The 13,290-nt window shown below is 39.0% G+C and carries 16 protein-coding genes; 6 read left to right on the top strand and 10 right to left on the bottom strand.

The genetic code is table 11. From position 1 onward, the window contains the following. Positions 1–71: 71 nt before the first annotated feature. Genes yajC through nusB form a run of 3 tightly spaced genes read right to left on the bottom strand, consistent with a single transcriptional unit; the run spans position 72 to position 1,852 of the window. The gene (gene yajC, locus DZC72_RS00235; protein WP_099546577.1) at positions 72–359 is read right to left on the bottom strand and encodes a preprotein translocase subunit YajC; all 288 of its coding nucleotides are present in this window, start codon (positions 357–359) and stop codon (positions 72–74) included. 29 nt (positions 360–388) lie between these two features. Continuing rightward, positions 389–859, bottom strand: coding sequence for a DUF1573 domain-containing protein (locus DZC72_RS00240; protein ID WP_099546576.1), 471 nt, complete (start codon positions 857–859; stop codon positions 389–391). Positions 860–901: 42 nt separating this feature from the next. Beyond that, positions 902–1,852: a transcription antitermination factor NusB gene (gene nusB / locus DZC72_RS00245; RefSeq protein ID WP_125220942.1), complete on the bottom strand. Its 951-nt coding sequence runs from the start codon at positions 1,850–1,852 to the stop codon at positions 902–904. 261 nt (positions 1,853–2,113) lie between these two features. Here nusB and DZC72_RS00250 point away from each other — a divergent pair, with 261 nt between their 5' ends. Next, on the top strand, positions 2,114–3,865 hold the full coding sequence (locus DZC72_RS00250) for an ABC transporter ATP-binding protein (RefSeq protein WP_125220943.1): 1,752 nt from the start codon (positions 2,114–2,116) through the stop codon (positions 3,863–3,865). A gap of 68 nt (positions 3,866–3,933) precedes the next feature. Next, positions 3,934–4,311: a PUR family DNA/RNA-binding protein gene (locus DZC72_RS00255; protein ID WP_125220944.1), complete on the top strand. Its 378-nt coding sequence runs from the start codon at positions 3,934–3,936 to the stop codon at positions 4,309–4,311. Positions 4,312–4,387: 76 nt separating this feature from the next. Here the strand turns inward: DZC72_RS00255 and DZC72_RS00260 are convergent, their stop codons facing one another. From DZC72_RS00260 to DZC72_RS00270, 3 genes are all read right to left on the bottom strand, one after another. Further along, a complete protein-coding gene (locus DZC72_RS00260; protein WP_125220945.1) occupies positions 4,388–5,431 on the bottom strand; it encodes a lysophospholipid acyltransferase family protein in 1,044 nt (347 codons plus the stop codon). Then, positions 5,428–6,348, bottom strand: coding sequence for a bile acid:sodium symporter family protein (locus DZC72_RS00265; protein WP_243641605.1), 921 nt, complete (start codon positions 6,346–6,348; stop codon positions 5,428–5,430). Before DZC72_RS00265 ends, DZC72_RS00260 begins: the two co-directional genes overlap by 4 nt. A gap of 99 nt (positions 6,349–6,447) precedes the next feature. Continuing rightward, the gene (locus tag DZC72_RS00270; protein ID WP_125220946.1) at positions 6,448–6,750 is read right to left on the bottom strand and encodes a phosphoribosylpyrophosphate synthetase; all 303 of its coding nucleotides are present in this window, start codon (positions 6,748–6,750) and stop codon (positions 6,448–6,450) included. 90 nt (positions 6,751–6,840) lie between these two features. On the opposite strand from DZC72_RS00270, the gene DZC72_RS00275 reads away from it, so the two are divergent. Both DZC72_RS00275 and DZC72_RS00280 read left to right on the top strand, forming a co-directional pair. Beyond that, complete coding sequence (locus tag DZC72_RS00275; protein WP_125220947.1) at positions 6,841–7,401, top strand: thioredoxin family protein; 561 nt, start codon at positions 6,841–6,843, stop codon at positions 7,399–7,401. 31 nt (positions 7,402–7,432) lie between these two features. Further along, positions 7,433–7,969: a GNAT family N-acetyltransferase gene (locus tag DZC72_RS00280; protein ID WP_125220948.1), complete on the top strand. Its 537-nt coding sequence runs from the start codon at positions 7,433–7,435 to the stop codon at positions 7,967–7,969. Between the two features lies 1 nt (position 7,970). Here the strand turns inward: DZC72_RS00280 and DZC72_RS00285 are convergent, their stop codons facing one another. Further along, positions 7,971–8,507 carry a YfiT family bacillithiol transferase gene (locus DZC72_RS00285; protein WP_125220949.1) on the bottom strand — a complete coding sequence of 179 codons (537 nt, stop codon included), beginning with the start codon at positions 8,505–8,507 and terminating at the stop codon, positions 7,971–7,973. A 97-nt stretch (positions 8,508–8,604) separates the two neighbouring features. Between DZC72_RS00285 and DZC72_RS00290 the strand changes: the two genes are divergently transcribed. Beyond that, positions 8,605–9,243: a peroxiredoxin gene (locus DZC72_RS00290; RefSeq protein WP_125220950.1), complete on the top strand. Its 639-nt coding sequence runs from the start codon at positions 8,605–8,607 to the stop codon at positions 9,241–9,243. 125 nt (positions 9,244–9,368) lie between these two features. Continuing rightward, entirely contained in the window at positions 9,369–9,563 is a 195-nt protein-coding gene (locus tag DZC72_RS00295; protein WP_094995761.1) for a cold-shock protein, read from the top strand. Between the two features lie 457 nt (positions 9,564–10,020). Here the strand turns inward: DZC72_RS00295 and DZC72_RS00300 are convergent, their stop codons facing one another. From DZC72_RS00300 to DZC72_RS00310, 3 genes are all read right to left on the bottom strand, one after another. Beyond that, a complete protein-coding gene (locus DZC72_RS00300; RefSeq protein WP_125220951.1) occupies positions 10,021–10,953 on the bottom strand; it encodes a peptidylprolyl isomerase in 933 nt (310 codons plus the stop codon). A gap of 76 nt (positions 10,954–11,029) precedes the next feature. After that, positions 11,030–12,433 (bottom strand): M28 family peptidase, encoded by a 1,404-nt coding sequence (locus DZC72_RS00305; RefSeq protein ID WP_125220952.1) that lies wholly within the window; start codon positions 12,431–12,433, stop codon positions 11,030–11,032. Beyond that, complete coding sequence (locus tag DZC72_RS00310) at positions 12,399–13,286, bottom strand: PPK2 family polyphosphate kinase (protein WP_125220953.1); 888 nt, start codon at positions 13,284–13,286, stop codon at positions 12,399–12,401. Before DZC72_RS00310 ends, DZC72_RS00305 begins: the two co-directional genes overlap by 35 nt. Between the last annotated feature and the right edge of the window lie 4 nt (positions 13,287–13,290).

Raw genomic sequence — 13,290 nt, forward strand, 5'->3', positions numbered from 1 at the left:
ATAGGGATTTTAAACATAAAAAAAGCACCAATTTAAAATTGGTGCTTTTCAGTTTATTAAAAGAAAAGGAGTTATTTCTTTTCTGGAGCATTTAGTTTTTTGCTCATCTCCATAGAAATGGCGGACCTATCGAATTTTAGTTTACCGGCCATAGTTTCTAAAATGCAGGAAAAATCTTTTTCGTTCAATTCAACAACCTTACCATGCAAACCACTTTTGGTTATAACCCTATCACCACGTTTTAATTCCGCCGCAAATTTCTTCTCGTCCTTTTGTCGTTTCATTTGCGGTCTTATCATAAAAAAATAAGCAACCACAAAAATCAAGATCATTGGAAGAAACTGTCCTATATCACCCATAGTAGTATTCTTTAGTTATGTTACCCGAATTATTTTACGGGCCCTAGCGGAGCAGCACCTTTTGGATTAACAAAAGCCTTGATTCTCAAAATTTCCGAACCCTTTTCCGTATTGGCAGTAACGGTTATGGTTTTTGTAACTTGATTTTGCCCGGATCCGTTGAATTTTACGACCAATTCACTGGACTCACCTGGTGCAATCGGGTCTTTTGGAGGATTTGGCACCGTACATCCACAACTACTTTTTGCATCTGTAATAATCAAGGGAGCGTTACCGGTGTTTGTAAATTTAAATGCAGTTTCCTGTGGCGTTCCTTGTTCAATAGTTCCAAAATCATGTTCGGCCTTATCAAAGGTCATAACAGGTACTGCCTTCGCAGCCTCGTCCCTAACTGCGGCTTCTGCCACATTATCGGATTTAATTTTACTGGAAGCATTTTCCTTACATGAGGTGAATGCAAACATCGCAACTGCGCCAACGGCAAAAATTACTCTTTTCATTATTGATTTTTTTTTAGATTGAAACAAAATTAGAAAATATTTTTATAACAGGCCACGGCCCACTTTATTTAGCTTTCCTTCCCTTTTATATTCTTTTGTGAGCTTGTCCAAAATACCATTGATAAAAATACTGCTTTTTGGGGTGGAATACTCCTTTGCAATTTCCAAATATTCATTAATGGTGACACGCTCCGGTATGGAAGGAAAATTGAGCAGTTCGCAAATGGCCATCTTCAATAATATCGAATCCACATCGGCTATACGATCTTTGTCCCAGTTTGGGGTCTTTCCTTCAATTTCCTTTTCCAATACCTCGTTTTTCAACAACGTCTTTTTCAACAATTTATTGGCAAAATCCATGTCATCCTGATCTTTTAAAAGTTTGGGAAGAAAAAACTTAGGATTTTCATTGGGTTTTACCTTTTTAAATTGCTTTACCAAAAAGGTATTTACTATGGGCAAATCGTCCACCCAGGTTAGTTTATGGTCCTCAAAATAATCATAGATCTTCTCGTTGGGGGCAATCACCTCCTTAAATAGGGAGATAATGAACTCTTTGTCCCCCTCATATCCGTCATAAGGGTTGGCCATATACTCCTTGTAGATTTCACTTTCAACAATGGATTTGTATATCATCCTCACATATTCCTCGTTCAAGTACCAGTTGTCCAATTTTCTTTTGGAAAGTTCCTCCTTGACCAAGGGATTTTCCTGGATCTGGACGAGCAGCCTGTTATTCACGAACTTTGATTTGTTGGGGAATCCAGTATCCCTGTCATCCGAAAGATACTTTTTAGATGAGAGGTTCAATTGTTCCGCGGCCTTTTGCTGTATTTCACTAAAAAGACTGAGCCAAAGCAAATAGAGGGTATAGGTGTTCTCGATACTTACGGTTAAAAATTTCTCCTGTTTTTGGAGGGAGTCATCCTTGGATTGAATTAAGGCGTAAATGCACTGCATTACTTTGACCCTAATATGCCTTCTTGTAAGCATTTTAAAGAACTTTTGTATTGATGAATATTTTCTTGGGCAAAAGTACGCATCTATTTAAGTGCTTACCAAACCAATTGGTGCATATTTTTAAGGACTGCCTTTTTTTAAAAAATTTGGCGTTTGTTGGGATATTCTTTAAATCAGTCCACTAAAGACCGGGACATAGTTTTCAAAATGCAATAATCTTAGAAGTTTTATAACGCGCAATTAGTATGGAAAAGACCTATCTTTGAAAACTCAAAACTACGACCAACATTTTTCATGAAGGAACTTAGGCACCTCAATAAGTACTTTAAAAAATACTGGCTTAAACTCCTTATAGGAATCATAATCACTGTTATCGCCCGAATTTTTCAGTTGGTGATGCCATCCTATGTGAACAAGATTATAACCGCGGTCGAGCAATTTATCAACTCCGAAATTGCCAAAACTGAAGCCAAGTCCCTTTTGATGGATTACATATTGATCATCGTGGGTGCCGCATTACTATCCGGTTTTTTCACGTTCTTGATGAGGCAGACCATTATCTATGTTTCCCGCTATATCGAGTATGATCTTAAAAATGAAATTTTCGCCCATTATCAAACCCTAAGCCTCAACTTTTATAAAAAGAACAGAACTGGCGATTTAATGAACCGTATAAGTGAAGACGTCAACCAAGTTCGTATGTATGTTGGCCCGGCCATTATGTACGGAATACAAACCTTGACTCTTTTTGCCTGCCTTGTGCCCTTGATGTTTATAAAGGCACCAACCTTGGCGGCATATACACTGCTACCACTGCCAATTCTTTCTATTTTAATATATAAAATTAGTAAGGTTATCCATAAACGGAGTACCATAGTCCAACAATATTTATCGACCCTTTCTACCTTCACACAGGAGGTTTTTTCTGGTGTATCCGTAATAAAGGCCTACACCTTGGAAGCCCAGACCAATAGCGAACTCAAAGTGTTGGCCAGTGACGGTAAAGAAAAAAGCATGAGTTTAGCCCGTGTAAATGCGTGGTTCTTCCCACTAATGATTCTTCTGATCGGTATCAGCAATATACTAGTTATCTATATAGGGGGTAGGCAGTATTTAAGGGGAGACATTGGCGTGGGGTTAATTGCCGAATTTATTCTTTACGTGAACATGTTGACTTGGCCTGTGGCTATTGTTGGATGGTTAACTTCCATTGTTCAAACAGCTGAAGCAAGTCAAAAGAGAATCAATGAGTTTTTGGGACAGCAATCCGAACTTGTAAATGGTACTGTTGAATTGACGGATGTAGAAGGCAAAATAGAGTTTAAAAATGTCAGTTTTACCTATGAGGACACTGAAATCAATGCCCTAAAGAATATATCCTTTACTATAAATCCGGGGGAAACCACCGCAATTCTGGGTAAAACCGGCTCTGGAAAATCGACTGTTTTGGATTTGGTTACACGCCTTTATGATGTCTCTTCCGGCGAAATAACAATTGATAACAAACCTATTGGGGACTATGAAATCACCAGTCTAAGACAAGCCATAGGGGCCGTTCCCCAAGATGCATTTCTATTTTCCGATAGCATTAAGAACAACATCAAATTTGGCAAGGAAGATGCTACAGAAGAAGAAATTGTCGCCAAAGCCAAAGACGCCGTCGTCCATGAGAACATCATGGGCTTTTCCAAAAAGTATGACACCATATTGGGAGAAAGAGGTATAACCTTAAGTGGAGGTCAGAAGCAACGGGTGTCCATTGCAAGGGCGTTATTGAAAAACCCTAAAATATATCTTTTTGATGATTGTCTATCTGCGGTAGACACAGAAACGGAGGAAGATATCCTGAACAATCTTAAAAAAGCCTCTAAGGAAAAGACTACGCTTATTGTAAGTCATAGGGTCTCATCGGCCAAGAATGCTGATAAAATCCTGGTTCTAGAAGACGGCCAACTCATTCAAGAGGGAACACATGAAGAATTAAATACTATAGAAGGTTACTACAAAGAGCTTTATAAGAATCAACTATCGGATAAAGAAAACTAAAAATTAGTTGCCGAATAACTATTTTTTTTCCATTTTTGGTAGACTAACCATAGAATATATATTAGGAAATGAGCGACAGAGATTTAATGGATCAAGAGGAAATTCACTCTAAAGTTTTAAGAGCGGGCAGAAGGACTTACTTTTTTGATGTACGAAGCACCAAAGCCGGCGACTATTATCTAACAATCACGGAAAGTAAAAAATTCACACATGACGATGGTTCTTTCCACTACAAAAAACACAAAATTTACCTATACAAAGAAGATTTTGATGCCTTTAAGGAAAATGTTGAGGAAATGATGGACTTTATCATCGATGAAAAGGGTCAAGAGGTTATTTCCGAAAGACATCAAAAGGACTTTAAAAAAGAAGATGAAGAAACAAGTGACGCCAGTGATTCCAATGCAAGTGGCAGTTTTACGGATGTTAGTTTTGATGATATTTAAATATCCCTTCTTAAAGAAACTAACGACCCTTTACTAGGGTCGTTTTTATTTTATGAGTATTTTGGCGGGGTACATATTAGGCCCATTTAACCAGCAATCTATTTAAAAGGAAAATGCCAATTACTAGGGCCAACGCCATTTTATAATTTACCAAGATAGTCGTCACGGCAAATAGTAAAGAAAAATAAATTGTAAAGCCTACCTGGGCCGTTGCATATCTTAAGGTACCCGTGAATTCAGCTTCCCAAACCTGAGGCTTCACAAGGAATTTCCATACTAGCCAAATTGGCAGATTTATAAGCGAAAGAATAAACTTGAAAAAGTTAAACCTATTTTTTGATTCGTTCGCTATTCCAATTTCATGATTGTCCTTTTCAAAACTTGCTATATTTTCATTTATAGTTGCAGGCATTAAAAAGGAAAGATTCTTCGATTCCAAATAAGAAATAATTTGGTCGTAGTCCTCTTCTGAGTCTATATGTGTTGTAAGTTTTTTTAGGGCATTGGACACTGCGGTTTTTGTTCTTTTTTCTGATTCCTGTATTGCCGCTTGATCATATAAAGACCCAGCACTAATTGGTTTACCGTAATACACCGATACGGAATCTGGAAAACTAGTCGCATCACTGTAATTAAGACCTACGGGAACAATCTGCAAATCAATACCAGGATTCTGTTGCAATGTTCTAAACACAATTCTGGTAAAGCCTTTGCTCAAGGTCCTAACACGGCGTTTTAAATTATGATTGGCCTCTGGAAACATAACCAATGCCTGGCTCCGACCCAGTATTTCCGAACATGTGTCAAAAACGTACTCGTTCTTACTTAGTGAACGTCGTCCATCGCGAATACGGTACACCGGAATCATCTGGAAAAACTTGAAGAGTTTATTCAATAATGGTTTTCCAAAAACGTCGGCACGTGTTAAGAAATAGGGCTTTCTATTACAATCCACCGCAATCAGCAATACATCCATCAATGCACTTTGATGATTGGGCAGGAATAGCACGGGTTTGTCCGTAGGTACCCGTTCCAGACCAAAAACCTCTATTTTCTTGTGATATGAATGAAGGCCTGTTTTTATGTAGACCTTTACCAAATTATAAAGAAAGTTTTTCATGCAAGTCGCTCACCTTTTACGGACCTAAAGTTCCAGAAAGTTGCCAAAAGCAAACCTGAAACCATATGCCATATTCCCCAGAAAGCGGCTAAAATAGCCATCCCTCCCAAGCCATCAAAAAAAGTAAATATCAATAAGAGCCCAAGACCTGAATTCTGTATTCCGGTCTCAATGGTAATGGACCTCGTATTTTGATTGTCCAAATCGAATGCCTTCGCCATGCCATATCCGCTCAAAAAGGCCAGTAAGTTATGAAGCAGTACAAGCCAAAAAATGTACAGCACATACTCCAAAAAAATGGCAATGTTGTTAAACAAGGCAAGAAAAACCAAAAAAATAAAAAATGCGAGGGAAAACACTTTGAAAAACTTGGCCATTCGAAAAGCAAGTACCGGTTTCCAATGATTCATACCCATACCCAGAACCAAGGGAACCCCAAGTAATAAGGCAACCAATTTTACCATCTCCAAAGGTTCAATGGCCACGGAACTCAATATGTTAGAAGTAGGGCCATAAAGGGAGCCCCAAAATTCCAAATTGAAAGGTGTTATTATGATGGCCAAAAGGGTAGCAATGGCCGTAAGACATACGGAAAGAGCTGTGTTTCCACCACCTAAATGTGTTATGTAATTGGAAATATTACCACCGGGACAAGCGGCCACCATGAACATGCCCAATGCCACACTTGGGTAAGGTTTTAATATATAGACCAATACAAAGGTTATAAGGGGCAAAAGAAAAAATTGACTCGCAACCCCCACGAAGACTGGCTTAGGCCGCATCCAGAGTTGCCTAAAATCCTTTATCGAAATCTCAAGTGCTATCCCGAACATTACCAAAGCCAGAACAATGTTCATGAGCCATAAGGCCTCACCATCAAAATTAATTTGGACACTATCCAGGGTAGTTTCGGTCAAAAAATAAAGATTAAATTCAATCCATTTATCGGACAAGAAAGCAATATACTAAAATAGTGTTAAAAAGCTATCATACCATTTTGACCCAAAAAATTTATACTAATGGATTTTTAGTTTTTCTATCATTTCCAAAGAAACATTTCCCGCATAAACACCATAGGCATCGACCAAGAGCCCCCTTTCACCCGTACTGGTTTCAATAACGTAGAGAATAGTACTGTCATCTGGATTGGTCTGTCCCTCAAAACGATAGTATTTAAGGACATTTAGGTCCACTGTCTTGTGAATATTCCTTTTTGCCTTGTTTTCGATACCAACGTCGCATAGGTTAAAATCCTCCGAAAATCCTTCTTTTTTTAATTCATTTATTGCCTCAGAAAGTGATTTATATGATTTTTCCATTAGTCCCATTTTTAGTTTCTATAAGTTAATAATTGATAGCACCAATTACAACACTATTTGTTTTTATAACTTTGAAAATAAAATTGAGACATGGCAAGAACACCGAGTAATATGTTGGAACTAGGTACAAAAGCACCTCCATTTATGCTTTTGGATACCGTTTCTGGAACTATGTTAAACCTTCAACAGCTTAAAGGCGAAAAGGGAACGGTGGTAATGTTTATATGCAATCATTGTCCTTTTGTCATTCATGTCAATCCAAAAATAACGGAGCTGGCCAATCTCTATCAAGAAATGGGGATCCAGTTTATTGCCATTTCCAGTAACGATATTGAAAACTATCCGCAGGATGCCCCAAACCTTATGAAACTGAAAGCAATGGAAGAAGGTTATCCATTCCCCTATTTGTACGATGCAACACAAGAAGTGGCCACATCTTATGACGCTGCGTGTACACCAGACTTCTATTTATTCGACGAAGAACAATCCCTAATATATAGAGGTCAATTGGATGATTCCCGTCCAGAAAATGGAATACCACTTACGGGCAAGGATCTTTGCAATGCCATGGATGCCCTTTTGAACGGCACCCAAGTTTCGAATATCCAAAAACCGAGCATTGGCTGCAACATTAAATGGAAAGCGAATTGATTGTCCAATTTTGTTGTTAATTTGACATGCTATGTGCTTGGAGGCAGGACTTAAGTTCGTTAAACTGGCACCATCTCTTTATGATAGTTATATCCATATTGGGACAATGGCCTATAACCAACATTATAGGCACTTATGGCCCAATGGGGACACTACCACATATATCCAAAATAGCTTTACAAAACAGGTACTATTAAACGAGGAGTTGGATATAAACACCGATCTTTATATAATACAACTAGATACTACCTATGTAGGGCTTTTAAAAGTAACATTGCACAAAAGTATTTTAACCTTTACGGAATCAGAAGCCATTTATTTGGATAAAATATACATTCTAAATGAGTTCTCGGGTCAGGGAATTGGCGCCAAGTCCATCCAATTCGTTGAGGACAAGGCCAGAAAGCTTTCAAAAAAAGTACTTTTTTTGGAATCCATGCAAAAAGGACGGGCACTAGGTTTTTATCTTGTCAACGGCTTTACCATAGTGGCCAATAGCACAGTTCCGTTTGATAACGTAATTGAAGATGAGAAACCCATGTACCTTCTGAAGAAAGACATTCTTTAATCTACCACCCTTCCCTTATCATTAAATTTTGAATGTGTGCCAAATGATGGTTTCCATGCCAGGCATATTTTCCAATATTTTCAGCAACCGTAACCTTTACTTGACCATCTGGATGGATATAGAATTTTTCGAATTGACCCTCTTCCAACCCTCTAAGCAAAAAAACCAATTTAGCATGCAAGGCTTCAATATAAGTCAGTGAAAGTGAAATTGGAGCGGTTTTGGCATCGATTAAGTCACTCCAAGACTTTTCGTCGTAAGCTTTAATCAATGGTGCATCTTCCGTTAGTGCCCATTTAAAACGAGTATAGCTGTGGTGATGGCTATCTGCGATATGATGGACCAATTGCCTTATTGACCAGCCTTCAGGTCTATATGGAGTATCCAGCTGTGATTCATTTAGAGAAAGTATAAGTGGTCCTAGCCTTTTGGGTAGACTTTCAAGTTCCTGTATCCAAGAGTTCCTAACCTGCTTTGAAATGGTTTCCGGGCAAATAAAATGTCCTATCGGATAGCGTAATTTTTCAAGGTTTTCCATTGTATAAAATTAAAAATTTAATAGAGTTTTAACCATAAAATCCGTTTATAAAACTAATAATCTAGTAATTTTATAGGATAATTAAAATACAAAAATAATGGCAACAATACGATTAGGCGACACGGCACCAAATTTTACAGCAGACAGTTCCATGGGAACTCTAAATTTATATGATTATCTAGGGGATAGCTGGGGAATTCTATTCTCACATCCCGCGGATTTCACACCTGTTTGTACAACAGAATTGGGAACTGCAGCCAATTTTAAACCAGAGTTCGATAAAAGAAATGTCAAAATGTTGGCCTTGAGTGTAGATGGAGCTGATTCCCACAATGAATGGATAAAGGATATCAACGAAGTACAAAACACATCTGTCAATTTTCCAATCATAGCCGATGAGGACAAAAAGGTTTCCACGCTTTATGACATGATTCACCCAAAAGCGGATAGCAATCTAACGGTAAGAAGCGTATTTATTATTGCTCCGGACAAAACTGTGAAACTGATCCTTACCTATCCGGCCTCCACAGGGCGTAATTTTTATGAATTATTGAGAGTTATAGATTCGCTTCAGTTAACAGCCTATCATAAAGTTGCCACACCGGCGAATTGGGAACATGGCAATGATGTTGTGGTTAGCCCGGCAATTCCTACAAAAGAAGCTAGGGAACTATTTACCAAGGGCGTGGAAGAAATAAAGCCCTATTTAAGAATGACCCCTGACCCAACGGCATAGGCAAACATATTGATATAGTACACGTAAAATAAAATTCATAATTATGAGATAACTTGCTAAAAAGCTATCTCATAAAGAATTAAACGTTATCTTCGCATTTTAATTTAATATATAATTTTTTTATTATGAGTAAAGGAACAGTAAAATTCTTCAATGATTCCAAAGGTTATGGTTTCATCACCGAAGATGGTTCAAACACAGATCATTTTGTACACATTTCTGGCTTAATCGATGAAGTTCGAGAAGGTGATGTTGTAGAATTTGAACTACAACAAGGTAAAAAAGGATTGAACGCCGTTAATGTGAAGGTTCTTGACTAGGTAACGATTTAACTTTTTTATAGTTCTATAGCCCGGACAAATTGTCCGGGCTTTTATTTTTCTAAGTTTACGCAACCTTTTTACATTTTTGAATCTTCAAAGAAAGCATTTTTCAGTTCCCCACACTAAAATCTGACTTATGAACACTTTCTTTGGAGTACTCCTATTTTTGATTCTTTTAAATATCGCTATGTTGGCAACTAGTTTTAGAAGAAAGAAAAATTAATATTCCCTAAAATTCTAGTAGGGTTTTGTAAGAACAAATTGTTTCTCAAATGTGATTGAAATACAGTTTGTCAACTTTATAAACCCTTATCCCAAATGAAAACTTTTTTGGCCATTATTCTCCTTTTAATATTGTTCAATGCCATTTTATTGATTTCAAGTTATTTGAAGACAAAATGAGAACACCCCGGAAATTCCGAGGTGTTTTTTTAGTTTAGGACTGATTTTATATTTACCCTACCTTCATCAACTCAACATCAAAAACCAAGGTAGCATCTGGAGGTATGACACCACCTGCACCGGCACTTCCATAGGCCAAATCCGATGGAATAACAAAGCGCGCCTTGTCACCTACCCGAAGCAATCCAATACCTTCATCCCATCCGGGGATTACCTGACCTACTCCCAATTGAAATTCAATGGGCGAACTCCTTTTGTACGAAGAATCAAAGACTTGACCATCTACCAAGGCTCCTTCATAATGTACCGATACCATTTTACCTTTCTCGGCCTTTGGTCCATCTCCCTTTTGAATCAGTTTATATCTGAGACCGGAATCCGTTTCATCAAACCCAGCGGCAACTTTGTCCAAAGCCGCCTTTTGCGCCGCTTTTGCAGCGGCCAAACGCTCCGCTTTTGACGTTTCAAAATTTTCAAATGCGTACGCGGCATCCCAAGCTTTGGCCTTTTCCCCTACTCTCACAATCTCTACGGAATCCATGGTATCCCCTTGGGAAATAGCATCCACAACTTCCTGTCCGCTAACAACCTGACCAAAAACTGTATGTTTACCATCCAACCAAGGTGTTGGAACATGTGTTATAAAGAACTGACTCCCATTCGTTCCCGGTCCCGCATTCGCCATAGAAAGTACTCCTGGTCCATCATGTTTCAATGCTGGATGGAACTCGTCATCAAACTTATACCCGGCATCACCTGTTCCCGTTCCCAGTGGGCATCCTCCTTGAATCATAAAATCAGGAATTACCCTATGAAATTTCAGCCCGTCGTAATAAGGTTCTCCTAAATCCTTCACCTTGTTTTTCCTTTTACCCTCGGCCAAGGCGACAAAATTTCCAACTGTTCCAGGTGTTTTGTCATAGGTTAGTCTAACCAATATTTCACCCTTTGTAGTGTTGAATTTTGCGTATAATCCGTCTTCCATTTTACTTGTTTTAAATGAGGTGCAAAGGTAATCAAAAGAATATATTGGAGCCTAGATCCACTTATCCAACTTTCCGTTAGGGAGTTAAACCATATTTATCCACGAGGTATACCAAACTCGTCATGGATGCGGCACCTAGCTCGAGTTCCCTTTTGTTGACCTGTTCGAACGTATCGTTTTCCGCATGATGATAATCGAAATATCGTTGGGAGTCGGGTCTAAGGCCGGCCAACGTAATACTTTCATTCTTCAAGGGACCAATATCCGCTCCACTTCCCCCCATTTCAAATAAATGAATTAAATATGGTTCAAAAAGGTCTTTCCAGCCAATGATTTTTTCAAAACTTGATTCGGGGCCATCAAAAGTGAATCCCCGTGGAGTGAATCCCCCTGAATCGCTTTCCAATCCAAAGATGTGGTTTTCTTTATTTTCCTTTGCAACATTGGCATATTCAGTTCCGCCTCGCAAACCATTTTCCTCGTTCATGAACAGAACAACACGGATGGTCCTTTTTGGTCTATATCCTATTTTCTTAAAAATCTGCAACACCTCCATACTCTGCACACAACCTGCTCCATCATCGTGGGATCCATCGCCCAAATCCCAGGAATCCAAATGTCCTCCTACCACTATAATTTCCTCTGGATGGGTGCTTCCCTTTATTTCACCAATGACGTTGTACGACTCAACATCTGCAAACTGCTTACAGTTTTGCTTGAAATAAAATTTGATATTGGGATTCAATCTTAAAGTGGCGCTCAACAATTCGGCCGCGTTGGTACTAATGGCCGCTGCGGGGATTTTTTTGTTTTCTGGCAAGTCCCCGTAACTCATGGACCCGGTGTGGGGATAGTCATCCAATCTTAAGTTCATGGACCTAACAATAATACCTATAGCACCATATTTGACTGCTTCCATGGCTCCGGCATAACGTTGATCTACACACCCCGAATATGACGCAAACGTATTTATCAAGGTAGGGTCCATAGGCCGATTGTAAAAAACGATCTTACCCTTGATTTGTGCTTCTCCCAAAGCCGCCAAATCTTCAAGGCCCTTTACTTCGACCACCTCAGACTTAACCCCATTTGGCGGGGTAGCCACGGATCCTCCAAGCGCGGTAATGGGAACATTGGTAGTAACACCTGGAGAGGTTTCAAAATATGCGAATTCAGGTATTCCCCTTACCCACTTTGGCACCATAACGGGCTGTAACCAAACTTTGTCCAAACCAAGGGAATCAAGTTCTTGCTTTGTATAGTTGACGGCCTGTTGGGCTTGAATAGATCCTGAAAGTCGCCCTCCAATTTGATTGGAGAGATAGTTCAACCAGTCATATGACTTCCCTTGGGTCAATGCTACATCATAGATTTTCTTAATCTGTTCTTGGTCTGAATTTTGGGACCACCCCGTCTGAACAAAAAAAAGGCAGTAAATGCCTAGTTTAATCGTTCTTTTCACTTTGAAGTTGATTCTCATAGTCGTCTAAATTAGCCATTATTTCAGCTTCCAAGGCGGGCTCCCTTATATCTTTGTATTTTTTTAACCTTTGTAACAAAATCTTGGCAACAATGACTCGGGCCGCCTTTTTATTGTCCGCCGGTATCGTATACCAAGGGGCATGCTCCTTTGTGGTATTGTTTATGGCCTCTTCATAACAGAACTGATAGTTATCCCATAATTTCCGTTCCTTAAGATCTCCTGGTGAGAACTTCCAATGCTTCTCGCGTAACGCTAATCTTCTCAAAAGACGTTGTCGCTGTTCCTCCTTGGAAAGGTGTAAAAAGAACTTGAATATGATCGTACCATTTTCATGCAAATGGCGTTCAAAATTGTTTATCTGCTCAAAGCGGTTGTCCCAAAACTTCTGGTCTATATCCCCCACACTATGTATGCCCGGTATACGTTCATTAAGAATGTATTCCGGGTGGACACGGGTTACCAGCACATTTTCATAGTGTGTTCTATTAAAAACACCGAATTTCCCTTTGGCGGGCAAAACCAAATAATGCCGCCACAAATAATTATGGTCCAATTCCAATTCCGTTGGCACTTTAAAACTATGCACCTGTACACCCCTTACGTTGAAGTCCTTGAACACCTCTCGCACCAGACTATCCTTCCCTGCAGTATCCATTCCTTGAAGACAAATTAATACGCTGTACTTGTTATGGGCGTAAAGAATATCCTGAAATTCTCCCAATTCCCTCCTAACCTTACCAAGATCCTTTTTTAATTGCTTATCTGTTTTTCCAAAATCCTCAAAACTTGGAACCTTAGCGATTTGGATGCTTTCGCGCACCCTATATTTTTCAATATCTATATAATCCATACCG

The organism is Maribacter algicola (assembly GCF_003933245.1).
GTDB lineage: Bacteria > Bacteroidota > Bacteroidia > Flavobacteriales > Flavobacteriaceae > Maribacter > Maribacter algicola.

Coding starts and splice junctions, on each gene's coding strand:
- DZC72_RS00285 (WP_125220949.1), bottom strand. CDS start 8,507: ATGGAAAACCTTGAAAAATTACGCTATCCGATAGGACATTTTATTTGC.
- DZC72_RS00280 (WP_125220948.1), top strand. CDS start 7,433: ATGTGCTTGGAGGCAGGACTTAAGTTCGTTAAACTGGCACCATCTCTT.
- DZC72_RS00250 (WP_125220943.1), top strand. CDS start 2,114: ATGAAGGAACTTAGGCACCTCAATAAGTACTTTAAAAAATACTGGCTT.
- DZC72_RS00305 (WP_125220952.1), bottom strand. CDS start 12,433: ATGAGAATCAACTTCAAAGTGAAAAGAACGATTAAACTAGGCATTTAC.
- yajC (WP_099546577.1), bottom strand. CDS start 359: ATGGGTGATATAGGACAGTTTCTTCCAATGATCTTGATTTTTGTGGTT.
- DZC72_RS00275 (WP_125220947.1), top strand. CDS start 6,841: ATGGCAAGAACACCGAGTAATATGTTGGAACTAGGTACAAAAGCACCT.
- DZC72_RS00260 (WP_125220945.1), bottom strand. CDS start 5,431: ATGAAAAACTTTCTTTATAATTTGGTAAAGGTCTACATAAAAACAGGC.
- DZC72_RS00300 (WP_125220951.1), bottom strand. CDS start 10,953: ATGGAAGACGGATTATACGCAAAATTCAACACTACAAAGGGTGAAATA.
- DZC72_RS00290 (WP_125220950.1), top strand. CDS start 8,605: ATGGCAACAATACGATTAGGCGACACGGCACCAAATTTTACAGCAGAC.
- DZC72_RS00240 (WP_099546576.1), bottom strand. CDS start 859: ATGAAAAGAGTAATTTTTGCCGTTGGCGCAGTTGCGATGTTTGCATTC.
- DZC72_RS00255 (WP_125220944.1), top strand. CDS start 3,934: ATGAGCGACAGAGATTTAATGGATCAAGAGGAAATTCACTCTAAAGTT.
- nusB (WP_125220942.1), bottom strand. CDS start 1,852: ATGCTTACAAGAAGGCATATTAGGGTCAAAGTAATGCAGTGCATTTAC.
- DZC72_RS00295 (WP_094995761.1), top strand. CDS start 9,369: ATGAGTAAAGGAACAGTAAAATTCTTCAATGATTCCAAAGGTTATGGT.
- DZC72_RS00270 (WP_125220946.1), bottom strand. CDS start 6,750: ATGGAAAAATCATATAAATCACTTTCTGAGGCAATAAATGAATTAAAA.
- DZC72_RS00310 (WP_125220953.1), bottom strand. CDS start 13,286: ATGGATTATATAGATATTGAAAAATATAGGGTGCGCGAAAGCATCCAA.